Source organism: Pseudomonas edaphica, assembly GCF_965277385.1.
GTDB classification, from domain to species: Bacteria; Pseudomonadota; Gammaproteobacteria; order Pseudomonadales; family Pseudomonadaceae; genus Aquipseudomonas; species Aquipseudomonas edaphica.
In genome coordinates this window covers 563,696-588,610 of record NZ_OZ255725.1, presented here as the reverse complement: position 1 = coordinate 588,610, position 24,915 = coordinate 563,696, and the positions used below count along the sequence as shown (strand labels likewise).

The window sequence follows — 24,915 nt, the reverse complement described above, 5'->3', positions numbered from 1 at the left end:
GGATGTTTATGCAAGCTGTAATGAACCCGAAGTATCCGGGGCTCAGCGTTCGGGTCGCCGACGAAGGCTTTGACGCCTACGTGTGGGGCAATGATTTCAGCTTTGAGGTCAGCGCCTATGGCGTACCGGAGATGGGCAAGCGCGTCGACCAATGGGCGCTGGAGCGCATTCTGCCGTACCGCAAGTGTTACGGCATCGACCCGGAAGAGTTCGCCAGTTTCCGCGATGCTCCCGACAGTGCGATTTTTATGGCGTACCTGGATGATCGCGCGGTGGGGCACATTGTGGTCAGCACCAACTGGAATGGTTTTGCCCATGTCGACGAGCTGGCGGTGGCCATGCCTGCACGGCGCCATGGTGTAGCCAAGGCATTGCTGGATGTGGCGCAGTTCTGGAGCCGCAAGAAGAACTTGCCGGGCATGATGCTCGAAACCCAGAACAATAACCTCGGCGCTTGCCGTTTGTATGAGCGCTGCGGGTATGTGATGGGTGGGATCGATCAATTGCGCTATCGCGGGATTGACCCGCAAACCCGCGAAGTGGCAATTTTCTGGTATCGGTTGTTCACGTCTGAGCGGCAGACGGCCTGAATGCCCTTGCCCCTGGCGTTCAGGCCGCGTTGAGGTGCGGCAGGCTAAGTCATGAATCGATCCACGAATGTTCGGCACCAATGGTAACCTGCAACTGGTCACGGAGTGAGCGGTAGTGCTTCTTGGCTTGCTCCAGACTCTGTTGTAGCCCATCCGGCTCACTCAGGCCTTTATTGGCGTAGTACTGGTGAATGTCGTCTTCCAGGCTGAACGGTATACCGGGCACCGCGCCGTGTTTGACCTGCTGCATTTTTTCTTTGCTCATTCCATCGAATCCCGCATCGTAAATGTCCGGTCGCTTGGACCTCAGTACATCGTCAAACAGGTTCGGGCCGACGGTCTCAAAGATCTTGCCTTCGTACTCCAGAAAATCTGAAGTGTAGGTGAGTCCGCCGTTGACCTCTCTGGAAAGTGTCGGGCGGTTGGCCGCAAAATACGCTTTGTTTTCAGTGAAGCGCCGGTTCATCTCGGCGATCATTTCGGTGACCACCGGGTTATCCGGTTGCGTGGCGAAGTTACTGGTGTTGTAGAAGGGTTTGTAGTCAGTGATTTTGTGAGCGACTGGTTTGCTGAGCAGCATATCCGAGTCACCCGCGTTCAAACCGGCGGATCCCACCGCGCCTTTGATGGTGTCGTCGGTGTCGAGATAAATGCCACCATATTTATTCATCAACGGATAGCGAGCTACATCGGAAGTGGCGGCAAGGTTTTTTCCTTGGCCTCTGCGGAAGTAGGCATACAGTTCGGTGTTCTTCAAGGGTTGGAAAAAGTCTTCTTCATGCAAATTCATGACGGTGACGCCGGGCGCATCCTTTTCCAGCTTGAGCTTGATGGTCTGCAGCAACTCTGGCGTGTCGGCGTCGACGTGCACAATGGATTTGAAACCGGGCATTTTTTCGGCGTTGGTCGCGATATTCTTGATCAGCTTGTCGGGTATTTCGCCGCCGGCCCAGAAGTAGTGAATGTTGGTTGGGATGGGCCTGGTATTGCTGGACTTCTGCAAGATAGCCGGTGGGGTTGCATCGATAAACCTGAAGTTGTGCTCGGGGATCTTCTGGGCATTTTTATATTCCTCCAAGGGTCCCATCTGCCACTTGTTCTTTGCGCTTCTCCAGAAGTACTCGGTGGTGACGCCGTTGGCGTTACCCGAACCGGCCATCCAGGCACCCACCTTGGTATCAAAGGTGGTGACATAGTTCATGCCTCGGTAATTGATGGTGAAGGGGTATGAGGAGCCCGTGGTTATTTTTACGTCGTCTACCGGTACGACGTAGGTGTTTTCATCGAGTTTCCAGGGTGACGGGGAGTTACCACCCAATAAGCGATTGGCAGTGGCGCGAGGCTCCCAGCCGGCGCTGCCCAGGTCCCGGACCACAATGTTGTCTCGGGCGGCACTGGGGTGTTGGATAACCCGCTGGCCATCCTTGATGGTGGACTGATAGAGCTTGCCGTTGACTTTTATATATTCTTTGTTGTTCGGGCCGACGTAGATATTCGCCTGCAAGCCTTTAACCTGCAGCAGGTCCGGGGAAACGATGGCCTCATATTCAAGCAGCGAGGTTCTATCAAAGACTTTGACGCTCTCACCGGCCGCCGCCGCCGCAGGCTGGAAATCTTTCAACGGTGAACCGTAGGGACGCCCCTTGGCTGCATCGAAGGCATACCATTTACCGCCCTGGAACAACGCATCACCTTCCAGCATTTCACCAGCAACCCTGGAGGTGCCTATGGCAACCAAGCCATGCTGTGTGCTGGCGGCTTTGAGCACGTCGTAGTTGCCGCTGGCGCCCTTGAGGGTATTGAATACGCTCTTTCCCTTGGACCAGGTCCAGCGGCTGATACCTTTGAGCAAATCGCCCGCACCGCCCAACGGGTTGAGCGCGTCGATTGCGACGGTACCCAGAAACCGGGCGGTTCTTGCTGCACCCTTGAGGCCGGCCACGCCTTTGGCGAGGGCTTTACTCGCATGCGCTGCCTTGCCGGCGCCCAGAGTCACCAGACCGATCACGTCCATGCCAAGGTCAAGCAAACCCTCACCGATATTGCCCTGCGTGAAGTTAACAATCGCAGACCTGAACGGAATCATATTCAGGAAAAACTCCCCGATGGCCTTGTTGGCGGCACTGGTTTTGTCGTAAGACGTTGTTCCTCGGGCATGTTGCAGTAGCTCATCGCCCTGCAAGTCCATGCGTTTGGTGAGTATTTTGGCGATGTAGCGGGTGCGGTCTGAATCGAAGACCTGTGGTGTTACTGTGGTCGCCTGCTTTTCCTTGGCCTGCTCGGCATGTTCGTCTTCGAACGGGTTGAATCGTACGGTTCTATGCAGTGTGTTGGCGTCTCGATTATCGAGCCGGGTGTAGGGTGGCGAGTAAATGTGAGCCAGGTAATTGTGTTTGGAAATGGTCCCGGCGCGTGTATCGATGCGGTAAATATTGACCTGTCCCCCACGGGTGATTTTCACATCCAGCGTATGGCCTTTTTGGATCAGGCTTTTGGTCGAGAAATCGAGGCCGATGAGGTAGCTGTCGGTATGAAAAAACTCGAGTTTTCCATCATCGAAGTTTTCTTTATCTTCGGGTGGCACCGTCGAAATCAGGTATTGGGTCATCCCCGAGTGGCCTTTTTCCAACTCTGCTATGGCCGATGTGTAGCGTTGGGTAAAGGTGTCTGCGACGGAAAGTTCGCCGCTATCGGAAAGCGCGCAAAATTGCTTGATGGGGATGCGCTTGTCATTGGTGACCCAATGTTCGCTGTCATCATTATTGACTTTGTCGCCGTGCATGACGACATCGAGCATTGAATATGTTCCGGGGAAGCGACCGGGGCGTCCTTCGATCAGTCGGGCTTTCGTGAGGTTTTTCGCCTTGAAGACCTCATCGGATATGCCTGGAAATTTCTCCCTGAGCAGATCCATTCCCAGGTTTTCACGCATCGGGATCGGGGTTGCGAGTGCCCGGCTGATGTCTTGCAAGGTTTGCTGCTGGGCGCTAAAGGTACTTTGCACAGTGTGCATCTGCGTGTCGTCGGGCGTCGTGCCTGCATTCAAGTAGCCTTTGACTTCACCCCAATTGTGCAACGCTTCGCGATGGATATGCTGCGAGAGCGGTGTGCCGATGTCGATGCCCTCTGCGGCGGCGAGCACTTCGCTGTAGGTCATTGTGAGTGTGCGCCCCGGCGATTCAGCTTCCAGCTTGGCGGCGGCGATCGTCAACTGTGTCCAGGGAATGCTGCCGTAGGTCACGCTCGCCGGAATGTCCTTGACCAGGTATTCAGGGGCGCAGTGGGCCAACAACATGCGGGCCGCCAGTTGAGCCGATGCCGCAGAGGCTCGGCCTGTTGCCACCAGATGACGGCTCAAACCCTCGATGACGACCGTGGCCGGTCGGTACCAATGCTGGCGTTGCCCAAGATCAAAGCCGGCAACGCGGTTACGCGCCGGAGTGCCCACGGATTGGGGATTCAGCCCCAGATGAATCGCAGCCAACAAATAGTCATTGACGCTGGTGTTCGTTGCAATGCCGCCCAACCGGGTTTGAATGGCCTGGCCCAGCGCTTGCGCCTTGGCCGATCCCAGCAGCGTTTCTACTGCGCTGCTGGTGAATTTGAAATCATTGCTGGACAACTCGCACGCGGACAACAGATAGCCCAGCACGCCTTTGGGATCAGTCAGTGGCAGTTCCGGCAGCGTTGAGTCAGGAGCGTTCAGCAGGTCGATGATGGCTTGTTTGTCTTGCGCCGAGAGCGGGATCGGCCAGGACAGCGCGCCGCTGAAGTTGCCCAGGGGCGGGGTCTGAACGTGCTTTGTCGCTAGCTGATAAAGGGCCTGCAACGCGTTCAGGGTTTTGGGCAGGGGCAAGTCGCTGCCGCTGAGGTATGTGCCCAATTTGACGATGCTGGTCGGCGCCAGATTGTGCTTTTGATAGTAGCTGGAGCCTTCGCAGACCGGTATTGAGGCGCTATTCCAGTGCGACGTCAGCCGACCTTCGAGCAGGCTTTGCTGCTCACTGGAAAGGGGGGTCGGGAAGGCGGCGTGCAGTTCTTCCAGGCTTGTGCGCAGTTTTGCCGCCAGGGTTTCCCAGTTACACCGATCGGCAAAAGCTTTTTTAAGCGCTGCCGGGTTGTCCAGGGTGCCAGGGGTTGCATCGTTGGCTGAGGCTTCAATCGAATTCGGTTGAGCGCTAGTTAACGCACCGGCGTCCTGCGGTGGGTTGAGACTGGCAGGGTTTTGAAGGGCTCGATCAGTAAGGACAGAATGGAGGGTAGTCATAGAAAACGCTTCCTTGTTTAGAGTATGTCGTCCAGTGGAAAGCATTCGGCTGTGCTTTCTGCTTCTGTGAGTGCGACGCTTCTAGAACAAGGTTCCAGCGGGAGTTTTTAGATTTTATGTCGGTGAAAGCGCACTAGATGGTGCGCAGGGCGGGGTCAGGTGGATGCAGTAACGGTCAGCAAGGTTTCGGCCTTGTCGGCGACGATTTCCAACAGTGCATTCAACGCCGGAGCAGGTTCAGATTCCTTCAACGTCAATGCGTAAAGGACCACAGGCATCGGCGGCGATAACGGGCACGCATCCAGCCCAGCTTCCCGCGCGCCGAAGGCGGTAAACGGGTCGACAATCGCCAGACCCGCTCCGGCCTCCACCATGCTGCGCATCATCTGGTAGGTCTGCACCCGTGTCTGCACCGACGGCAGTGGGCGCAGGGCTTGCAGTTTTGCGTCCAGCAGACGACTTAGCGGGTCGTGACCTTCCAGCCCGATCATTGACTGCCCGGCCAGGTCCTGCAGTGCAATGTACTTTTGCTTGGGTTTGAGCCAGCCATGGGGCGCGAGCAGTTGCAGCTTGCCTTGGGCCAGTACGGTGCTTTGGATTTGTGGGTGCTGCGGATCATGCAGGCTCAGGCCCACGTCGGCTTCGCGCAGCAGCAGGCTCCTGACGATCTCCCGGGTCGGTTGGCTCGACAGGGTGCACGGTGTGTCCTGAAAGCGCCGGCGCAGCATAGCCAGGCTTTGCGGCAACAATTGGTTAGCCAAGGGCTGCGTGCACAAGGCGCGCAAGGGCGGGGCGTGATGATGTTTGAGGCGCCCGGCCAGGCGTTGCAACGGTTCCAGCGCTTCATAGAGGTGGGCGATTTCAGCCTGCAGCTCAAGGGTTTCGCGCGTCGCTTGCAAGCGCCCGCGCACACTGGCGAACAGCATGAAGCCCAATTGCTGCTCAGCGTCCTTGAGGGTTGCGTCCACATCGCCCACGGGGAGTTGCAACCATTCGGCGGCGGTGCCGAGATGTCCGGTCTGCAAGATGGCCTGAATCACTTCGATATGACGTAAACGCATCGCCGGAGTCTATGTTCAGTGCGATGGGGTTTCAATGCCTGGGTAAAAAAGAGCACAGGCATGGGTGAGTGTTGGCTACCGTTAGTGGGTATGTCACTGTCACGGGCAGGGTATACAACGAGTGTATCAATCGAGGGAAAGGGGAGCCTCAACATGCCATCAAGTCGCTTAAGCGGAAAAATACTCACCCAGCGCGGCTTCACGCGCTGGGCGGTGCTGGTGGTGCTGGTCATTATTGGCTTGTTGGCCTTGGCGCTGGGGCCGCGCTTGTTTGGGGATGTAACGCTGACGGAAATCGCCACTGCCAAGGCGCAGGTGGCTGAGCTGGGCAAGGCTGTCGAGCAGTTCCATCAGGATACCGGCCGCTATCCTACGGATGAGGAGGGCCTGGAGGTGCTGACCGTGCAACCTGCGGCATCAGCCAATGGGAAAGGACCCTACGTCAAGGATGAGTTATTGACCGACCCTTGGGGCATTGCCTATCAGTACCACTACCCGGCGACCCAGCCCAACACCCCCTTCGACCTGTTTTCATTCGGCAAGGACCGAACCCTGGGCGGCGTCGGCGATAACAAGGATATTACCTACGGCGACCACTGAATCACCTGGCATTCCCCATCGACCTGATTAGAATGACGCATCTGATCATCAACGACCAATGCCGCTCACCCGGCACTTAAAACAACAACAGGTCTGGTCTCACATGCCTCTACCCTCGACGTTTTTCGGGGTAAGGGCCAAACAGCTGCTGGTCTTGGTGACCATTGGCTGCGTGGCTGCTTATCTCCTCAATAATCAAGACGAACGCACCCCGGAAAACCACGCCCTTGAGGCGTTTATCCGTTCCCAGGAACAGGTGAGCGAGCAGGTGGGGGCTGTGCTGGAGATTGCGCTGGTCAGGCAGGTGGTGGCGTATCCCGCTTACGGCACGCCGGGCTACAAGCGTTCGCTGTATGCCGTTGAAGGGGAGCGGGGGCGGTTGCTGGTAACGCTCAAGCAGCTGGACGGTGAGCAGGACGTGGAGGTAACGCAGATGCGCCGGCCGTGATCCCCCGGCCCAGTCAACGCCAGTAATGGCCAGGACTGAGCAGGTCGATAAGGCGGGATCTTATGACGCGAGGGTGGTTTGCGATTCGCGGACGATAATAGTCCCCGACTGGATCAATTTGAATTCATCGCCTTCCAATTTTTCTACACGGTCGCCAATGGCCAGCTTGTAGGTGGTGGTAGGCGTCGAGCCAGCCTGGCTGTCCTGCGCCGGGTTGGATTCCTGGAACTCATGCACCGAATACACGCGTCCTTCCGCGTCTCTGGCATGGAACTGTCCGACAAGTACTGCAGCCATCTGTTTAGAACCTCTGGAGATAAACACTCGATTTGCGGTTCTGTAGACCGTCATGGAGCGGGGTAGTTTACCTATGGGAAAAAAATACTATTCGTTGATGTTTTCAGACGCTTCCTACGCTGGTGAGTGCGTGGCAAACAGCTTCGGGATTATCAAAACCCGCTGGTTAACGCGTCACGAAGGCTCTATAACTAAAGGCTCCTTTAGTCAGATGTCGGGAAAACCTCAATGAGCAAGGTCTATACGATTGCCGTCCTGGTTGGCAGCCTTAGAAAAGAGTCGATCAACCGTAAGGTCGCGTTGGCATTGGCCGAACTGGCCCCTGCCAACCTCAAGTTGAACATTGTGGAAATTGGCGATTTGCCGCTCTACAACGAAGACATCGACGGTACTGCGCCGCCCGCAGCCTACAGTACTTTCCGTCAGCAAGTACGCTCATCCGACGCGGTGTTGTTTGTGACACCGGAATACAACCGCTCCGTGCCGGCCCCGTTGAAGAATGCCATTGACGTTGGGTCTCGTCCTTATGGGCAAAGTGTCTATGGGGGTAAGCCTGGGGCGATCATCAGTGTGTCGCCGGGGGCTATTGGTGGGTTTGGGGCGAACCATCATTTGCGTCAGTCGCTGGTGTTTCTGGATGTACCTTGCATGCAGCAGCCCGAAGCGTACCTGGGCGGGGCGGGGAGCGTGTTTGATGAGGCGGGTAAGGTGTCGGAGAAGACCAGGCCGTTTTTGCAGGCTTTTATTGATGGGTATGGTAAGTGGGTTGGGAAGCAGTTGGGCTGATATCGATGGGTGAGTGGGGTGTTTGGCGGTGTACATATCCGTTGCTGCGGTAACGGCGGCTATTGGTTCCGCCCTTACGGCGGGTCACTTTTGGCAAACGCCCGGAATGCCGGCCCAGCCAAAAGTAACCAAAAGGTCTTCGCCCCACCACTCTGTGCCTCGCCTAGGCTCGGCATGCCAGAACGAAGGCTTGAATCCGTGGGCCGCCGCGATGGGCCATCCTTGGCAGAGCACGGCGGCCTGAAAGCCGACCTGAGTGGTTAGATCAAAAGCGAAAGCGGATGTGCATCCACTGGAGGTCTGCTTTTCTGTGGGAGCTGGCTTGCCTGCGATGCAGACGCCTCGGAGTGTCGGGTACACCCGGTTGATGCCATCGCAGGCAAGCCAGCTCCCACCCTTGACCGAGTATGGCTCTGCAGGCCCTAACCCCCAGCCGACCCCAATCGATCAGCAAGCTTCAGCGCCATCCCCGCACTTTCAAGGCGCGACACCTGATCCACCTCCGCCCCCAAAATAGTTTTTTCCACATATAGCGAATGCACATCGGTCACCCCGATAAACCCCAGCCACGCCTCCATATAGGGCTTCTGAAAGTCCATCCCCTGCGCGCCAGGTGCCGAAAAATCCATCCCCCGCGCATACACATTCACTGCGATCTTGTTATGCAAGAGCCCACGCAACCCATGCTCCGGGCTGAACTCAAACAGCACATCCTTCTGCGACACCAAGTCGATAAAGTGCTTGAGCTTGTAGGGAATCGCGAAATTCCACAGCGGCACCGAAAACACCAGCACATCAGCTTGATGCAGGTGAGCCGCCAGCGCTGTGAGTGTCGTCCAGGCAGCGCTTTGTTCTGCGCTTAACGGCGTACCCGCGATGCCCGCGTATTTGGCGTCTATCACTGGCCCGTCGAACTCCGGCAATTCCAGCGCCCATAAATCCAGGGTCACCACCTGGATGTCCGGGGCGTTCTGCTGATAGCGAGCGATAAACTGACGAGCGATCTCCAGGGACGCGGAGCGTTGTTTGCGCGGCGAGCATTCGATGTGCAGGAGTGTGGTCATGGTGGCCTCGGGAAAGTTGACCTGGGCATTGCAACATAGCGAGCATTGAAATATAAATTGTATTTAAATCATCTATTGATCACCAATCAGAATATGTTCGATGCCTTGTTGCTCAAAACCTTCGTCACAGTGGTCGATGAGGGCGGTTTCAGCCGCGCCGCAGAGCGCCTGCACCTGACCCAGTCGGCCGTCAGTGGGCATTTGCGCCGCCTGGAGGAGCAGGTGGGCAAACCTTTGCTCACCCGCACCACCCGGTCCCAGCAATTGACGCCCGATGGTGAACGGCTGATGGCCTATGCCCGTGGCATCCTCGCGTTGAACCGGGACGCCTGGGCCGAGCTGACGCGCTCGGCGTTTGAAGGCAACCTGCGCGTAGGCGTATCGGAGGAGTTCGCGGATGCGCGCCTGTTACGTGAACTGCAAAACGTCGCGGCGCAATACCCTGGCATGCACATCAGCGTGCAAGTGGGCATTCCCGGTTCGTTGCTGAGTTTGATGAAGCAGGGTGAGCTGGAGGTGGTGGTGGGTTCGTTGTGCGAATCCAGTGAGCCAGGTTTGGCGCTATGGCGTGAGCCGTTAGTGTGGGCCTGGTCCGGGCAGCCGCTCGTAGCCTTGCCGAACCCGTTGCCCCTGGCCTTGTTTCCCGAGCCTTGCCCGTATCGCGAGGCGGCGCTGACGCGTCTTGCCCAAGCGGGCATCGCCCAGCGCAGCGCCATGCAGTGCAGCAGTTACGCGGCGCTGCATGCCGCCGCAGCGGCCGGGTTTGCGATTGCACCGATGGCGCAGAGCCAGGTCGGGCCGGGCTTGGCGATACTCGGCGCCGAACACGGCTTGCCCGCGTTGCCCGATGCCGAGTTCCGCCTGTTCAGCGCCCCGGAGGCGGACCCGCGCCTGGTCGAGGTCATCACCCAGGTGGTGGTCCGCTACGGCGCTGTTCGCCGGCACTGAGGCTCAGCGCAACCAGTTGGTGCGCGCCAGTTCGATCACTTCATCGCCACGCCCGCTCATCACCGCCTTGAGCATATACAGGCTGAACCCCTTGGCCTGTTCAAGCTTGATGGTCGGCGGCATCACCAGTTCCTGGGTAGCGGTAACCACGTCCACCAGCACCGGGCCGTCATGGGCCAGGGCGCGGCGCAAGGCCGGTTCCAGGTCTTCGGACTGCTCCACGCGAATGCCGAGGATGCCCATGGCGTTGGACATGGCGGCAAAGTCCGGGTTTTTCAGCTCGGTGCCGGTGTCCAGGTAACCGGCGGCTTTCATCTCCATGGCGACAAACCCGAGTGACGAGTTATCAAACACAATGACCTTCACCGGCAGTTTCAGCTGCGCCAGCGAGATGAAGTCGCCCATCAACATGGCAAAGCCACCGTCGCCGGACATCGAGATCACCTGCCGTCCAGGAAACGCTGCCTGTGCACCAATGGCCTGTGGCATGGCATTGGCCATCGAGCCGTGGTTGAACGAGCCGATCAGGCGGCGTTTGCCGTTCATCTTCAAATACCGCGCAGCCCAGACGGTGGGCGAGCCGACGTCGGCGGTGAAGATCGCATCGTCGTCGGCCAGCTCGCTGAGCAAGCGCGCCACGTACTGCGGGTGAATCGGCCGGTCGGCCTTCGATGGCTGCGCCAGGTCATCCAGGCCTTGGCGGGCTTTTTCATAGTGCTTGAGCGAGGTGTCGAGGAAGCTGCGGTCGGCCTTGCGCGTCAGGCGTGGCAACAGTGCGTCGATGGTCTCGCTCACATCGGCCGCGATGCCGAGGTCCAGCGTGGCGCGACGGCCCAGCGCCTGCGGGTTGCGGTCGACCTGGATGATCTTGGCGTCGGTGGGGTAGAACTGGCGATAGGGGAAGTCAGTGCCGAGCATGATCAGGGTGTCGCAGTTGAGCATTGCGTGGTAGCCGGAGCTGAAGCCGATCAGGCCGGTCATGCCCACGTCAAACGGGTTGTCCCACTCCACGTGCTCCTTGCCGCGCAAAGCGTGCACCACCGGCGCACCCAGGGCATCGGCCAACGCGACCACCTGGTCGTGGGCGCCGGCACAGCCGCTGCCGCACAGCAGGGTGACTTTCTCGCTGCTGTGCAGGATCTCGCTGAGGCGCTGCAGGTCTGGTTCTGCCGGCAAGGTGCGCGGCGCGTGCAGGGCTGGCCAGGGTTTGAGTTTGTCTTCCACTTCCAGCAACGAGATATCGCCAGGGATCACCACCACCGCCACGCCGCGGTTGAGGATCGCTGAACGCATGGCGCGGTGCAGCACCTGGGGCATCTGCGCAGGGTTGGTGACCAGCTCGATAAAGTGGCTGCACTCTTTGAACAGTTCCTGCGGGTGGGTTTCCTGAAAGTAGTTCAAGCCGATCTCGGAGGAGGGGATTTGCGCCGCGATAGCCAGTACCGGCACATGGTTGCGATGGCAGTCGAACAGGCCATTGATCAGGTGCAGGTTGCCCGGCCCGCAGCTGCCGGCACATACCGTCAGCTCGCCGGTGGCGGCTGCTTCGGCGCCGGCGGCGAAGGCGGCCACTTCTTCGTGGCGCACGTGCATCCACTCGATGCTGTCCATGGTGCGCAGGGCGTCGGTGAGGCCATTGAGGCTGTCGCCGGTCAGGCCCCAGATGCGCTTGATGCCCGCCTGTTCAAGGGTGGTCGCCAACTGCTGGGCCAGGTTGATTTTCGCCATGAAGAACTCCAATCGTCAGTGAGGTTAAAGGCTGCTGATCAGTAGAGGACAGTTCGAACACCGCGGATGTTCACCCTTAAATGTGAAGATTGCGTCATGGGGCCGACTAAACGCCGCCCATAAAAAAACCCTGGCAAGCCAGGGTTTTTCACAGCAGCAGGCTCAGCGGCGACGGAACAGCGGCAACGGTTCATCCGTGGCAGCCTGGTACGTGACCGAGAAGTCCTTGAGGCTTTCCAGCGCTTCATACGGGTCTTTGTCGGCGCGCAGGGCGAAGGCATCGAACCCGCAACGGCGCAGGTAGAACAGCTGGTCGCGCAGCACATCGCCAATCGCACGCAGTTCGCCCTTGTAACCATAACGGTCACGCAGCAGGCGCGCGTTGGAATAGTTGCGCCCGTCGGTGAAGGCCGGGAAGTTCAGGGCGATGACCTGGAAGTGCTGCACGTCGTCGCCGATCTCTTCGGCTTCCTCGTCGGCGTCCAGCCACACACCCAGGCCGCCGTCGCGGGCCTTGAGGGCGTGCCCGTGTTCACGCCACAGGGCCAGCGGCACGATCAGGTCGTCACAGTTGGAGATGCCGTCGAAGCTCGCGTCCTTGGGCAGCAGGTGCCAGGTTTCGTCGAGGACTTCGTTGTTCTTAATGATTCGCTGCATAGACGCGCTCCTTGAACAGGTCGATGCCAATGCGCTGGTAGGTGTCGATGAAACGCTCATCTTCGGTACGCTGTTCGATGTACACGTCGATCAGCTTGCCGATCACCTCAGGCATGGCTTCCTGGGCGAAGGACGGGCCGAGGATCTTGCCCAGGCTCGCATCGCGGCTGGCGCTGCCACCCAGGGACACTTGGTAGAATTCTTCGCCTTTCTTGTCCACGCCCAGGATGCCGATGTGGCCGACGTGGTGGTGACCACAGGCGTTCATGCAACCGGAGATGTTCAGGTCCAGCTCGCCGATGTCGAACAGGTAGTCCAGGTCGTCGAAACGGCGCTGGATCGATTCGGCAATCGGGATCGACTTGGCGTTGGCCAGGGAGCAGAAGTCGCCACCCGGGCAGCAGATGATGTCGGTCAGCAGGCCGATGTTCGGCGTGGCAAAACCGCCTTCGCGCAGTTCGCCCCACAGGGTGAACAGTTGGCTCTGCTCGACGTCCGCGAGGATGATGTTCTGCTCGTGGGAGGTGCGCAGTTGGCCGAAGCTGTAGCGTTCGGCCAGATCGGCGACGGCGTCCAGCTGTTTGTCGGTTATATCGCCCGGGGCAACACCGGTTGGCTTGAGCGACAGGGTCACGGCCACATAGCCCGGCTTTTTGTGCGCCAGGGTGTTGCGCGTGCGCCAGCGGGCGAAACCTGGGTGTTGCTGGTCGAGGGCAGCCAGTTCGGCGTCCTGATTGCTCAGGGCTTTGTACTCAGGGTCGACGAAGTGCTTGGCTACACGGTGTACTTCGGCTTCGGTCAGGGTGGTCTGGCCGCCGCGCAGGTGTTCCATCTCGGCGTCGACCTTCTGGGCAAATACCTCAGGGGTCAGCGCTTTGACCAGGATCTTGATCCGGGCCTTGTACTTGTTGTCACGACGGCCATAGCGGTTGTATACCCGCAGGATGGCGTCGAGGTAACTCAACAGGTCCTGCCACGGCAGGAACTCATTGATGAACGCACCGACTACTGGTGTACGGCCCAGGCCGCCACCGACCAGCACACGGAAACCCAACTCGCCGGCGGCGTTGTGCACGGGCTCAAGGCCAATATCATGCACTTCGATCGCTGCGCGGTCCGAGGTCGAGCCATTGATGGCGATCTTGAACTTGCGCGGCAGGTAGGCGAATTCCGGGTGGAAGGTGGTCCACTGGCGCACGATTTCGCACCACGGGCGTGGGTCGATCAGCTCGTCAGCGGCAACGCCGGCAAATTGGTCGGTGGTCACGTTGCGCAGGCAGTTACCACTGGTCTGAATGGCGTGCATCTGCACGGTGGCCAGCTCAGCCAGGATGTCCGGCACGTCTTCCAGTGCCGGCCAGTTGAACTGTACGTTCTGGCGGGTACTGATGTGGGCGTAGCCTTTGTCGAAGTCGCGGGCAATCTTGGCCATCATGCGCGTCTGGCGCGAAGTCAGTTGGCCATAAGGCACGGCAACCCGCAGCATCGGCGCAAAGCGCTGAACATAAAGGCCATTTTGCAGGCGCAGAGGGCGGAACTCTTCTTCGCTCAGTTCACCTGCTAGGTAGCGTCGGGTCTGATCACGGAACTGCTTGACGCGGTCCTCGATGATGCGCTGATCGTATTCGTCGTATACGTACATATAGGTCCTGTTCTCGGCAAATCTGCGCGCACGGCCGCGCACTCCCAACGGAGCCGGCGCACGATACCAGTTTGCGTTTATGCGCAAAAGTGATGTTTGAGTATATGTAAATAACCAAATTGACTAATGAGAACCGTTATCGCGATACCCACATTTGTCATGCGGGCAATCATGATCTTTACTGTCGTCGAGTCTTAGTGCAATCACCTATAAAACCGACAAGAGGCGATGCGATGAGCAATTCAACCAAAGCACGTAAACCTGACAGTACCGTTGATGCCTGGGCCATTCTGTTTCTGATAATTTTGGTGGTTGGAACCGCCGTGTTCTGGGTTAGCCACCAATAAAGAAGGTTGATTGAACCTCGATTGACTGTCTCATTGCCATTATGATGGCGATCAACATTCGAGGCACAAACAACCATGCTGAAGGTTCTGATTGCGTGTGTGGGGTTGCTGGGCGTGGCCTATGGGGCGATGGCCCAGGCAACCTCAGTGGTGTTTCTCAACCCGGGCACGTCCGCTGAAAGCTTCTGGGTCAGCTATGCGCAATTTATGCAGGCCGCTGCCAAGGACCTCGGCCTGGATTTGCGCGTGCGTTATTCCGAGCGCAGCGCCGCTAACACCTTGGCCCAGGCCCGCGAAGCACTGCAAGGCAGCGAGCGGCCCGATTACCTGGTGCTGGTCAACGAGCAATACGTCGCCCCGCAGATATTGCGCTTGGCCCAGGGCAGTGGGGTCAAGTTGCTGATCGTGAATAACGCACTGACCGCCGATCAGGTGCAATTGCTCGATGCGCATAAAGATGCCCGCTGGATCGGCAGCCTGGTGGCCGACGACGAGCAAGCCGGTTACCTGATGCTCACCGATTTGTTGCGCAACCACGGCCCGGTGACGCCGGGCACTTCGTTGGACCTGCTGGCGTTTTCCGGCGCCAAGAACACGCCAGCCGCACAGTTGCGTGAACAAGGGTTGCACCGCGCCTTGGCCGAACACCCCGAAGTGCGCCTGCGCCAGTTGGTCTACGGCGAGTGGAGCCGCCAGCGCGCCTTTGAACAAGCCACGCAACTGTTCAAACGCTACCCACAGACGGCGCTGGTGTGGTCGGCCAATGATGAGATGGCATTGGGCGCCATGCAGGCGCTGCAAGACAGCGGCCGTGTGCCGGGCAAGGACGCGCTGTTCAGCGCGATCAATAGCTCGCCCGACATCCTCAAGGCACGCCTGGATGGGCGCCTGAGTACTTTGGTCGCAGGGCATTTCACCCTGGGTGGCTGGGCGATGGTGCTGATCAATGATGACGCCAAAGGGCTTGATATTGGCGCCTACGGCGGGCGTGACCGTAAAGAGGCGTTATTCCAGCTGATTGACGCCAACCAATCAAAACGTTTGTCAGGGCCAATGCCTGCGGTGGATTTCCGCGCACTGTCAGCCGTGGGTAAGCCCGCGTCCTACCGTTACCCGTTCAGCCTGCAACTGCTATTGCATTAAACCCCGGCCAGGTGCAGTACCAGCTTGACGATGCCAAATAACGTCAGCGCAAACACCGCCGTAAATACAATACCCAGTACGACAAAATGACTGGGTTTGCCATGGGTGAAATCTCGAGCGCGGTTTTTGCCGCTTTGTACACCGAAGGCCGCTGCCATGATGCTGTGCAGCATCTGCCAGAAGGTCGGCGGCTTGTTGTTGGCTGGATCGTTCATAAATCCCTCGTCGGCAAGGCTGTCCTACAGAGCATAGACAATCGGGCAGCCCGCGACTGGCTTGTATCATCCCTCTGAACTCTGCTTTTTGATCGTTCCCACGGGAGGGAACGATCAGAACAACCTTACACTTCCAGGATCAAGAACAGTTTCTGATCCAGCGGCGCCTCAATCAGGGCCTTGTCCAGGTTGATCACGGCGCGGTTGTTTGCCCTGGCTTGATCAATCAGTTCCTTGCGGGTAAAGCGCCGCTCCACCGGGGTCTTCAAGTGGCCGAAGTCAGGTTTTGATGCCGGCGACTCGACGGATCGGTAATGGAAATGCGCGAACCACAGGTCCGCATCTTCCGACCGTTGCCCGGGCTTGATTTTGCGCTTGTCGCGTATGACATATTCGGTGAGGTAGTCGCCGGCCTTCAGCGGCACGCGTTTTTTCACCAGGTTGATGTCGACAAAACCATGAGTGTGCAGATAGTCGACCTTAGCGGCTTTGGGGCGTTGCAGCAGGTAACCTTCGGCGCACAGCTGCCGAGCCTGGGCTGTTGCGGCTCTGGCCTCTTCGCGGTAGCTATTCCTCAAGTCAATGGCGGGTTCGTCGGTCGCGCTTTTGAGTTCCTCGGCAAGTGCTTCGAATTTGGCCGCGTGCTGGCTCAACATTACATCCCAATCATGGGGATCGACTTCCTCACGTTGACTGGGCTCCAACAGTTTGCGCTGCTGGAAGCGAATGCTGGCATCAATGCCTGCGCGCTGAGCCTTGATGGCTTGGGCATCTGCCCTGATTCTTCTCAATGGGCGAGCCGCGGGCGTGGGCGCTTTGGTCGGCACGCTTGCGGGCTCGACGATTTTCCACACGCCTTCGCTGGCGTGTTCGTGGTACGTAGCGACGATGGCGCCGGTAAGCGTGTCGACAATGTCGACGTAATTGCCCGGTTCATCAGCCTGGCCGGTACGCACGTCGCCGACCAGGCTTTTCTTGTCGGCGGTTTTGATGACCCGTCGGCTGGCCGGTTTTTGTCGCTTGGCTTTGTCGCGGGCGGGCCTGGGGGCCAGTCGTTCTTCAACCAGGATCAAGTTGGCCAATTGCGCTTCGAGGCTGGTGCGGGCCTCGCTCAGTTGCTGCACAAATGGCGCGCGGTACTGCTCTCGCAGCAGCGCACAGCCCATGTCCGTCAGCGAGAGAACGGCGTTTTCCAGGCTTTCATAACGCTGCAGCACATCCTTGAGTACGTTGATTTGCTCAGTCTCGGAGTAACCGGCAGTCGTGCGCATTTCGGTGTGTGCGTTGACAGTAGCGTAGATTTGGCGGTCGGCTAGGAGTTCCAGGAACGGACGCTCTTGGGGTTTATCGGCGTCAAGCGCGCGATTGAGCAGCACCTCGACCAGCGATAACAGGATGTGCTGCTTGATGACGAGCGAGGAAATGTTTTGGTTTTCCGGATGTTCTTTCAACAAGCTTTCACGCAGTGCCGGGCTGGCTTGTTGCATGATGGCTTCGCATTTTTCTGCGCTCTCGAGCAGTTCATTGAGCGCCTCCAGTCGCTGCGTTGCGGCGCTGATAAATTCGTCATAGCCATCAGTGATGTTGTTGGGCAGCTCCCTGTCGATACGTTTGAGCAACGCTGAAAAGCTTTCGCCGCTCGGGGTCTCCAGCGTGTAGCCGATTTTTTGATGCTGGTTCGCATAGGTCGCCAACCAGTGCTTGTAAATATTCGTCGTCGCGTTATCGCGTGCCTCTTTGTATGTTGGCTCTGTTCTGTCCAGCTCCATCATTTCCGTCGCCATGGCTTCGCTCTGTTGCAGCCCGGTTAGAAGCCCCTGCGCATTTGTGCGGTAATTGTCGACGGCGATATCCCATTGAACTCTGGCGCGCGCCGTGGAGCGTTGGCGTTGCGCATGGCGCTCGGCGATCCGGGGTTGCAATGCCGGCAACAGTCCGGGGTTGTTGAGCATTTCCCAGTCCTTTCTGAGGGCGAGTTTCTGTTCAGCCAATTGAGTGCGCGCCATGCTCACGGCTTGAAGAAGCTGCTGCAGATGGTTCGCCATCGGCGTTAATTCACGGCTATGAACTTCCAGCATTGGGTTCAGTTGTGCCAGCCGTTGTTTCTTGCGATCGATTAACGCAGCCACTCTTTGTCTGGGCATGCCGCCCTCCAGCCTGGCACGCCGGTCCAGCCGCCAATGCCCTTGCCCATCGCTGACCAGCTTGAAGCCGGGATGCTGGGGATGGTCCGGATGCACCAGATAGACCTCGTTAAAGCCCGGCACCACGTTCACCTGAAACAACAATCCACCGACGCTGGCGTGCCACTTGCCGTCAATCCAGTACAGCCCTTTGAGAACTCCGTGTGGTAGCGCGGAGGGTAGCGGGGTGGGCCACGGCACCTGCACATCGAGCAACGCTTTGAGCAACTTGGCACCGGCTTGAGGGCTGGCAATCGAGTGGGCGAAATCCAAGGCTGTGTGGCCGGTCGCCGGTGGTTCACCTGGCAGCGATACTGGGCCATGGCGCACTATGCGCGGTTCTTGCGCAGCGGGCAGTCCCATCGGGCGTCGCCACGTTTCCAGTTGCAGGGCGTGCTCCTGCGCGGAAGGCTCCGACAGCGGCTGTCGAGATCGATCGGAAGGAGCAGTGGCGTGCAGCAGCACCATCGCGGTGTTGAGCAACAGATCGATCAGTGCCAGCTCGCGGGTGGTGGGGTCATCGCTGTCCAGGCCGGCCAAGTCCTGCTCCAGGCTGCTGACCAGCACCAGGAACCAGCCGGCCAGCATGGCCGGGCCCTGCACCAGCGGTAACAGCAGGGTATTGAACAGCAGCCACGCGCCTTCCATCACCACGGCCCAGCGGCTTTCATGGTTGGACACCGACTCGCGGTCCGCCAGGTCGACCAGGGCCCGTGCCGTGCTGCCGAACAGATGATTGAGCAGTTGACCGTTGACTTGCGATTGCAGCCATTCGCCTGCCCCTTCATCCACGGCCAGGGTCGCAGGTGCCGGATTTTCAGGGAGGCTGAATTCGTCCCCAGGCAGGAAGCGAATGATGTGCGGTTCCTTGATGCCGCCGTGCTCGTAGATGGGGCGGACCTTGTCGCTCAGCCACGCCAGCACTGTGTCTTGCAGCGCGCCGGGTGCGGCCAGTGCGTCGAGCAGGGCCTGGCGGGTCGGGTATTCATGCAGGGCGTCGGCATACAGCGGCTGGTACAGCAGGTGCGGGCCGACACGCGCATCACGCGGTTCGATAATAAACGCATTATTGACCTCATCTGGCGCAGCGCCGGGTTTGCGGCACAGGGCCAATGGGCGCAAAACAATCTCCTGCTCGTCGACGACCCTGTCCGAGGGCATCTCGCCCATCAACGCCTTCACGTAGCGATAACCGGTGACGGTGACGCCATGCTGCCCGCGGATCTTGTATTCCAGTGCCTGCATCGGCAGCTTGACCTTGAGTTCACGGGTAAACAGGGTTTCCCGGCGCCGTGCGTCAACCGTGTCGGACAACAAGGTGTCTTTGATTTTTTGCGGGTACATGGTGCCGATATCGACGCGCTGGATCAGCCCGGTACTGCCCAACAGATAGTCCGCGTTGAGCCAGCTTGGAAGAGGCGTTGCATTTTTGGAAAACAGCGTGAGTGTGCCTTTTGGCTTGCCGGCGAGGTTCTTCAGCGCCAGTTCCGTCAGCGACATGCGCACATGCTCGATAATGCCAGCGCCGCCTGGGTAGCCGGCAGCCACGGCAAAGTCCAGCACCACCTCATCGGGGTCGCAGTTGCCATGATCGGTTTGCATCTGCTTGCGCAACGCATCGCGACTGAAGCTGTAGATGTTTTCTATGCCCTCATTGAACGCCTGACCCAGGTTTTGCCGCATCACCTGTGCCATGTCTTGCAGGTGGCGATGGTAGGCAAAGCGGTCAGCGTCGTTGGCTTGAGCGAGCCACGGTGGCAGGTGCTCATCGACCTTTTGCAAGGTCGCCGTTGCGGCTGTCGGCACCTGGGTAAACAGCAGCGCCGGATCGGTGAGTTTTTCCAGGCGTCGCCCAAGGGTTACTTCGTCCTGGCCCTGAAACTTCAACGTCGCCAGGTCTTCCAGTTGCTGATTGAGGATCAGGCCGGCCTGTTGCTCGAACACGTTGCCATCGGGTTCATTGCGTCGCCAGGTGAGGCTGTCGAACTGGAACCGCGTCTGCATGCTGGTTGCCCAGGCCTGGCCGAATTCATCCAGGCCGTCAAACACCTGAATATCCCCGGCCACGCTGTACAGCAGCACCTGCTTGTCGCGCACCAGCAGCAGGTCGGGTGTCAGCAGGCGAACTTCCTGGTCGGCATTGACGAGTGTGTTCTCAACAAAATAAACATAAGTGGCGGGCGAAGATTTGGGGAGACGCTCGGTCTGTGCCGGCCAGGTGGCGACGACCCTGAGCATGTCCTGCTGGGTCGGGTTCAAGCTCGATCCGCTCGTGGCACTCGCGGTCATCCGGCCGTTGAGAAACTCGCCCAGCCACTGCCAGCGACTGCTGCCATGGCTGTCGGTTTCGCTCCAATAGTCGGCCAGCGCCGCCTGGAAATACAGGTGAATCGATTCGGGCAGGTCATCAATGATGCTTGCGATTGCCTGCATGTCGATCAGCGTCGGGGCATCAGGCTTGAGGATCGTGGGGATCTGTTGCGTCAGATAGTACGCCAGCTCGCGTTTGGGCTGCAGGTCGAGCAACTGCGGGTTGAGCACATGGGCGATGGCGATTTCCATCAGCGGTCTGTAGGTGTACACACCGTCCGGGTGTGGAATAGCCAGCTTAAGCGTGGACAGGTCCAGTTTGAGTGTCGGATAGCGCTCCAGGATGCGGCTGCGCAGGGCATTGAGCACCACGGAATACAAGGCCGGGCGCGTAGCGAAATGCGCATGGATGGCCTGGGCGGGTAGCTGGCTCTGGGCCGTGGAGGAACTCGGGGTGGGCATGATGAAATCCTTTTGCCTGTTTGATGGGGAAGCAACAGGAAATCGGATTTGGTCGCGGTGATGGCGTTACAGGAGTACCACCGACGCGCTGTACCACCCTAGGCGAGCGGCACATCCTGGCATACACCAGTCATCTACCGCTCGGACGCCAATAGCCACCAGCTGGACTATGAAGCGCTCGGGCGGTTCGAGTCGAAAAGCTTATGGCCCGCAAACAGAAATTGATGGAGGTATGCCGCACGGCGCATCAGCGTCTGGCAGGCAGTCAGCCGGGGGCTGGTGCAATGTCCGCTTTCACCTCAACCGGTCGGTCATCACGTCCCTGAGATGACCATTACCTGGGTCGAATGGTATGCCCGCTGATTGACCTCAGTTGTCATACCCCAGGTTCGGCGCCAGCCAGCGCTCCGTCACGCTGAGGTCCTGGCCTTTGCGCGCGGTGTAGCTGGCGACCTGGTCTTTGTCGATCTTGCCCACGGCAAAGTACTGCGCCTGCGGGTGGGCGAAGTACCAGCCGCTGACGGCCGCCGCCGGGAACATGGCGTAGTGCTCGGTAAGGAATACACCACTGCGCCCGGCGTGCATTTCCTGGGCCTCGGGGTCCAACAGTTGGAACAGTTGGGCTTTCTCGGTGTGGTCCGGGCATGCCGGGTAGCCGGGGGCAGGGCGGATACCGGTGTATTGCTCTTTGATCAGTGCCTCGTTATCGAGCTGTTCGTCCCGGGCGTAACCCCAGTGTTCTTTACGCACTTGCTGGTGCAGCCATTCGGTGCAGGCCTCGGCCAGGCGATCGGCCAGGGCTTTGACCATGATCGAGTTGTAGTCGTCGCCAGCGTCTTGATAAGCCTTGGCGACTTCTTCGGCGCCGATGCCTGCGGTGGTGATAAAACCACCGATGTAGTCGGTCACGCCGCTGTCTTTAGGCGCGACGAAGTCGGCCAGGGAGAAGTTCGGCTTGCCGTCGGTCTTGATGATCTGCTGGCGCAGGTGGTGCAGCCTGGCAATCGGCTGGCCATCGTCGCCATACACCTCCAAGTCATCGTCCTGCACCTGGTTGGTCGGCCAGAAACCGAACACGGCGCGGGCGCTGATGAGCTTTTCGTCGATCAGCTTGTTGAGCATTTCCTGGGCATCGGCATACAGCGCAGTAGCGGCTTCACCGACCACTTCGTCTTCGAGGATGCGCGGGAACTTGCCGGCCAGGTCCCAGGAGATAAAGAACGGCGTCCAGTCGATGTATTCGGCCAGCACCCTGAGGTCGATATTGTCCAGCACCCTGGAGCCGGTGAAGGTTGGTTTGACCGGCGTGTAGCTGCTCCAGTCGAACTGCGGCTTCTTGGCGATGGCGGCCGGATAGCTCAGGCGCTCGGTGCGCGCACTGCGGTTGGCAGTACGTTCGCGCACGTCGATGTATTCCAGGCGGGTCTTTTCGACAAAACCGGCCTTCAGCTCCTTGGACAGCAACTGCGTGGCCACACCCACGGCACGCGAGGCGTCGGTGACGTAGATCACCGCGTCGTTGCTGTACTTGGGCTCGATTTTCACTGCCGTGTGCGCCTTGGAAGTGGTGGCGCCGCCGATCATCAATGGCAGGTGGAAGTCCTGGCGCTGCATCTCACGGGCCACGTGCACCATTTCATCCAGGGACGGCGTGATCAGGCCGGAGAGGCCAATGATGTCGCACTTCTGTTCCTTGGCCACCTGCAGGATTTTTTCCGCAGGCACCATCACACCCAGGTCCACGATGTCATAGCCGTTGCAACCGAGCACCACGCCGACAATGTTTTTGCCGATGTCATGCACGTCGCCCTTGACCGTGGCCATCAGGATCTTGCCCTTGGCCTCCGGCTTGTCACCTTTTTCCAGCTCGATAAACGGAATCAAGTGCGCCACGGCCTGCTTCATCACCCGGGCTGATTTAACCACTTGAGGCAGGAACATCTTGCCGGCGCCGAACAGGTCGCCGACGATGTTCATGCCGGACATCAGCGGGCCTTCGATCACTTCGATCGGGCGTGCGAACGACTGGCGCGATTCTTCGGTGTCTTCGACGATATGCGTGGTGATGCCCTTGACCAGCGCGTGCTCCAGGCGCTTGTTGACGTCCCAGCCGCGCCATTCCTCGGTCTCGGCTTCCTTGACGCTGCCGTCGCCCTTGTACTTGTCGGCAATCGCCAGCAGGGCGTCGGTGCCTTCCGGCGTGCGGTTAAGCACCACGTCTTCCACCGCGTCACGCAGCTCCGCCGGGATCTGGTCGTAGATCTCCAGCTGGCCGGCGTTGACGATGCCCATGGTCAGGCCGTTGCGGATCGCATACAGCAGGAACACCGAGTGGATCGCTTCACGCACCGGGTTGTTGCCGCGGAACGAGAACGACACGTTGGACACGCCACCGGAGGTCAGCGCATACGGCAGCTCGTCGCGGATGTAGGCACAGGCGTTGATGAAATCGACGGCGTAGTTGTTGTGCTCTTCGATGCCGGTGGCGACCGCGAAGATGTTCGGGTCGAAAATGATGTCTTCCGGCGGAAAGCCGACTTCATTCACCAGAATGTCGTAGGAACGTTTGCAGATCTCTTTTTTGCGCGCTTCGGTGTCGGCCTGGCCGGCTTCGTCGAAGGCCATCACCACCACCGCTGCGCCATACCGCTTGCACAGCTTGGCGTGGTGGATGAACTGCTCGACGCCTTCTTTCATGCTGATCGAGTTGACGATGCCCTTGCCCTGGATGCACTTGAGGCCGGCTTCGATCACGTCCCACTTGGAGGAGTCGATCATGATCGGCACACGGGAGATGTCCGGCTCGCCGGCAATCAGGTTGAGGAAGGTCACCATGGCCTTCTTCGAATCGAGCATGCCCTCGTCCATGTTGATGTCGATCACCTGCGCGCCGGCTTCCACCTGTTGCAAGGCGACTTCCAGGGCTTCGGTGTAGTTGTCTTCACGGATCAGCCGGGCGAACTTGGCGGAACCGGTGATGTTGGTACGCTCGCCGACGTTGACGAACAACGAGCTGCGATCAATGGTGAACGGCTCCAGGCCCGACAGGCGGCAGGCCTTGGGAATATCCGGAATAACACGTGGCGCATAACCGGCCACCGCCTTGGCGATGGCCTCAATGTGGCCCGGCGTGGTGCCGCAGCAGCCGCCGACAATGTTGAGGAAACCGCTCTGGGCGAATTCTTCGATGACTTTTGCGGTTTGCGACGGCAGTTCGTCGTACTCGCCGAACTCGTTGGGCAGGCCGGCGTTCGGGTGCGCCGACACATGGGTGTTGGCCTTGTTCGACAGCTCTTCCAGGTACGGGCGCAGTTCGCTGGCGCCCAGGGCGCAGTTGAGGCCGACCGAAATCGGCTTGGCGTGCGCCACCGAGTTCCAGAACGCTTCGGTGGTCTGGCCCGACAGGGTACGGCCGGAGGCGTCGGTGATGGTGCCGGAAATCATGATCGGCAGTTCGACGTTCAATTCCTCGAACACGCCTTGCACGGCGAAGATCGCGGCCTTGGCGTTGAGCGTGTCGAAGATGGTCTCGATCAGGATCAGGTCGGCGCCGCCTTCGATCAGGCCTTTGGTGGCCTCGGTGTAGTTTTCCACCAGTTCATCGAAGGTCACATTGCGGTAGCCTGGGTTGTTCACATCCGGCGACAGCGAGCAGGTGCGGCTGGTCGGGCCAAGCACGCCGGCGACAAAACGCGGCTTGGCCGGGTTCTCCAGGGTCTTGGCATCGGCGATCTTGCGCGCCAGGCGTGCGCCTTCCACGTTCAGTTCATAGGCCAGTTCTTCCATGCCGTAGTCGGCCATGGAAATACGCGTGGCGTTGAAGGTGTTGGTTTCCAGAATGTCGGCGCCGGCATCCAGGTAAGCCTTTTCGATACCGCCAATTACGTCCGGGCGGGTAAGTACCAGCAGGTCGTTGTTGCCCTTGACGTCACTCGGCCAGTCGGCGAAGCGTTTGCCGCGATAATCCTGCTCTTCGAGCTTGTAGCTCTGGATCATCGTGCCCATACCGCCGTCGAGGATCAGGATTCGGTCCTTGAGGGCTTGATGAAGGGCTTGCAGACGAACGCTACGGTCGGACATGGGGCTACTCTGGTCAGGCATTTCGGAGGGCGTGAATCATAACAAACCTGTGCCGATTTAGAGCATGTCCTGGTTTTGCATGAATAT

At 59.1% G+C, this 24,915-nt stretch carries 16 protein-coding genes; 6 read left to right on the top strand and 10 right to left on the bottom strand.

Features of this window, described 5'->3' with window-relative positions:
- Window positions 1-8 precede the first annotated feature (8 nt).
- A complete protein-coding gene (locus tag ACQY47_RS02365; RefSeq protein ID WP_026013697.1) occupies window positions 9-590 on the top strand; it encodes a GNAT family N-acetyltransferase in 582 nt (193 codons plus the stop codon).
- A 49-nt stretch (window positions 591-639) separates the two neighbouring features.
- On the opposite strand, the gene ACQY47_RS02360 is transcribed toward ACQY47_RS02365, so the two are convergent.
- Together ACQY47_RS02360 and ACQY47_RS02355 are read right to left on the bottom strand one after the other, a co-directional pair.
- Window positions 640-4,857 (bottom strand): glycosyltransferase family 32 protein, encoded by a 4,218-nt coding sequence (locus ACQY47_RS02360; RefSeq protein ID WP_428555257.1) that lies wholly within the window; start codon window positions 4,855-4,857, stop codon window positions 640-642.
- A gap of 155 nt (window positions 4,858-5,012) precedes the next feature.
- On the bottom strand, window positions 5,013-5,918 hold the full coding sequence (locus ACQY47_RS02355; RefSeq protein WP_428555254.1) for a LysR substrate-binding domain-containing protein: 906 nt from the start codon (window positions 5,916-5,918) through the stop codon (window positions 5,013-5,015).
- Between the two features lie 153 nt (window positions 5,919-6,071).
- Here ACQY47_RS02355 and gspG point away from each other — a divergent pair, with 153 nt between their 5' ends.
- Window positions 6,072-6,518: a type II secretion system major pseudopilin GspG gene (gene gspG, locus ACQY47_RS02350; protein ID WP_169987670.1), complete on the top strand. Its 447-nt coding sequence runs from the start codon at window positions 6,072-6,074 to the stop codon at window positions 6,516-6,518.
- A gap of 103 nt (window positions 6,519-6,621) precedes the next feature.
- Window positions 6,622-6,966, top strand: a complete 345-nt coding sequence (locus tag ACQY47_RS02345; RefSeq protein ID WP_026013696.1) for a hypothetical protein — start codon at window positions 6,622-6,624, stop codon at window positions 6,964-6,966.
- 60 nt (window positions 6,967-7,026) lie between these two features.
- Here the strand turns inward: ACQY47_RS02345 and ACQY47_RS02340 are convergent, their stop codons facing one another.
- A complete protein-coding gene (locus tag ACQY47_RS02340) occupies window positions 7,027-7,263 on the bottom strand; it encodes a hypothetical protein (protein WP_017136925.1) in 237 nt (78 codons plus the stop codon).
- A gap of 228 nt (window positions 7,264-7,491) precedes the next feature.
- On the opposite strand from ACQY47_RS02340, the gene ACQY47_RS02335 reads away from it, so the two are divergent.
- The gene (locus tag ACQY47_RS02335) at window positions 7,492-8,049 is read left to right on the top strand and encodes an NADPH-dependent FMN reductase (RefSeq protein ID WP_169987672.1); all 558 of its coding nucleotides are present in this window, start codon (window positions 7,492-7,494) and stop codon (window positions 8,047-8,049) included.
- A gap of 422 nt (window positions 8,050-8,471) precedes the next feature.
- Here the strand turns inward: ACQY47_RS02335 and ACQY47_RS02330 are convergent, their stop codons facing one another.
- Window positions 8,472-9,113 carry an FMN-dependent NADH-azoreductase gene (locus ACQY47_RS02330; RefSeq protein WP_428555248.1) on the bottom strand — a complete coding sequence of 214 codons (642 nt, stop codon included), beginning with the start codon at window positions 9,111-9,113 and terminating at the stop codon, window positions 8,472-8,474.
- A gap of 93 nt (window positions 9,114-9,206) precedes the next feature.
- On the opposite strand from ACQY47_RS02330, the gene ACQY47_RS02325 reads away from it, so the two are divergent.
- A complete protein-coding gene (locus ACQY47_RS02325) occupies window positions 9,207-10,061 on the top strand; it encodes a LysR family transcriptional regulator (protein WP_428555245.1) in 855 nt (284 codons plus the stop codon).
- A 3-nt stretch (window positions 10,062-10,064) separates the two neighbouring features.
- Here ACQY47_RS02325 and poxB read toward each other — a convergent pair whose 3' ends face one another.
- From poxB to ACQY47_RS02310, 3 genes are all read right to left on the bottom strand, one after another.
- Window positions 10,065-11,789: a ubiquinone-dependent pyruvate dehydrogenase gene (gene poxB / locus ACQY47_RS02320; protein ID WP_428555242.1), complete on the bottom strand. Its 1,725-nt coding sequence runs from the start codon at window positions 11,787-11,789 to the stop codon at window positions 10,065-10,067.
- Window positions 11,790-11,951: 162 nt separating this feature from the next.
- Window positions 11,952-12,446 (bottom strand): DUF934 domain-containing protein, encoded by a 495-nt coding sequence (locus ACQY47_RS02315; protein ID WP_017136920.1) that lies wholly within the window; start codon window positions 12,444-12,446, stop codon window positions 11,952-11,954.
- A complete protein-coding gene (locus tag ACQY47_RS02310; RefSeq protein ID WP_017136919.1) occupies window positions 12,430-14,088 on the bottom strand; it encodes a nitrite/sulfite reductase in 1,659 nt (552 codons plus the stop codon). Before ACQY47_RS02310 ends, ACQY47_RS02315 begins: the two co-directional genes overlap by 17 nt.
- 422 nt (window positions 14,089-14,510) lie before the next feature.
- Here ACQY47_RS02310 and ACQY47_RS02305 point away from each other — a divergent pair, with 422 nt between their 5' ends.
- A complete protein-coding gene (locus ACQY47_RS02305; RefSeq protein ID WP_169987678.1) occupies window positions 14,511-15,578 on the top strand; it encodes an ABC transporter substrate-binding protein in 1,068 nt (355 codons plus the stop codon).
- Here ACQY47_RS02305 and ACQY47_RS02300 read toward each other — a convergent pair.
- The 3 genes from ACQY47_RS02300 to metH form a co-directional block, all read right to left on the bottom strand.
- Entirely contained in the window at window positions 15,575-15,793 is a 219-nt protein-coding gene (locus tag ACQY47_RS02300; protein ID WP_017136917.1) for a DUF2970 domain-containing protein, read from the bottom strand. The genes ACQY47_RS02305 and ACQY47_RS02300 overlap by 4 nt on opposite strands.
- 125 nt (window positions 15,794-15,918) lie before the next feature.
- Window positions 15,919-20,748 (bottom strand): dermonecrotic toxin domain-containing protein, encoded by a 4,830-nt coding sequence (locus ACQY47_RS02295; protein ID WP_428555237.1) that lies wholly within the window; start codon window positions 20,746-20,748, stop codon window positions 15,919-15,921.
- 369 nt (window positions 20,749-21,117) lie between these two features.
- Complete coding sequence (metH, locus tag ACQY47_RS02290) at window positions 21,118-24,828, bottom strand: methionine synthase (RefSeq protein WP_428555234.1); 3,711 nt, start codon at window positions 24,826-24,828, stop codon at window positions 21,118-21,120.
- Between the last annotated feature and the right edge of the window lie 87 nt (window positions 24,829-24,915).

Coding starts and splice junctions, on each gene's coding strand:
- metH (WP_428555234.1), bottom strand. CDS start 24,828: ATGTCCGACCGTAGCGTTCGTCTGCAAGCCCTTCATCAAGCCCTCAAG.
- ACQY47_RS02365 (WP_026013697.1), top strand. CDS start 9: ATGCAAGCTGTAATGAACCCGAAGTATCCGGGGCTCAGCGTTCGGGTC.
- ACQY47_RS02335 (WP_169987672.1), top strand. CDS start 7,492: ATGAGCAAGGTCTATACGATTGCCGTCCTGGTTGGCAGCCTTAGAAAA.
- ACQY47_RS02360 (WP_428555257.1), bottom strand. CDS start 4,857: ATGACTACCCTCCATTCTGTCCTTACTGATCGAGCCCTTCAAAACCCT.
- ACQY47_RS02325 (WP_428555245.1), top strand. CDS start 9,207: ATGTTCGATGCCTTGTTGCTCAAAACCTTCGTCACAGTGGTCGATGAG.
- ACQY47_RS02300 (WP_017136917.1), bottom strand. CDS start 15,793: ATGAACGATCCAGCCAACAACAAGCCGCCGACCTTCTGGCAGATGCTG.
- ACQY47_RS02315 (WP_017136920.1), bottom strand. CDS start 12,446: ATGCAGCGAATCATTAAGAACAACGAAGTCCTCGACGAAACCTGGCAC.
- ACQY47_RS02310 (WP_017136919.1), bottom strand. CDS start 14,088: ATGTACGTATACGACGAATACGATCAGCGCATCATCGAGGACCGCGTC.
- ACQY47_RS02340 (WP_017136925.1), bottom strand. CDS start 7,263: ATGGCTGCAGTACTTGTCGGACAGTTCCATGCCAGAGACGCGGAAGGA.
- ACQY47_RS02345 (WP_026013696.1), top strand. CDS start 6,622: ATGCCTCTACCCTCGACGTTTTTCGGGGTAAGGGCCAAACAGCTGCTG.
- ACQY47_RS02295 (WP_428555237.1), bottom strand. CDS start 20,748: ATGCCCACCCCGAGTTCCTCCACGGCCCAGAGCCAGCTACCCGCCCAG.
- ACQY47_RS02355 (WP_428555254.1), bottom strand. CDS start 5,918: ATGCGTTTACGTCATATCGAAGTGATTCAGGCCATCTTGCAGACCGGA.
- gspG (WP_169987670.1), top strand. CDS start 6,072: ATGCCATCAAGTCGCTTAAGCGGAAAAATACTCACCCAGCGCGGCTTC.
- ACQY47_RS02305 (WP_169987678.1), top strand. CDS start 14,511: ATGCTGAAGGTTCTGATTGCGTGTGTGGGGTTGCTGGGCGTGGCCTAT.
- poxB (WP_428555242.1), bottom strand. CDS start 11,789: ATGGCGAAAATCAACCTGGCCCAGCAGTTGGCGACCACCCTTGAACAG.
- ACQY47_RS02330 (WP_428555248.1), bottom strand. CDS start 9,113: ATGACCACACTCCTGCACATCGAATGCTCGCCGCGCAAACAACGCTCC.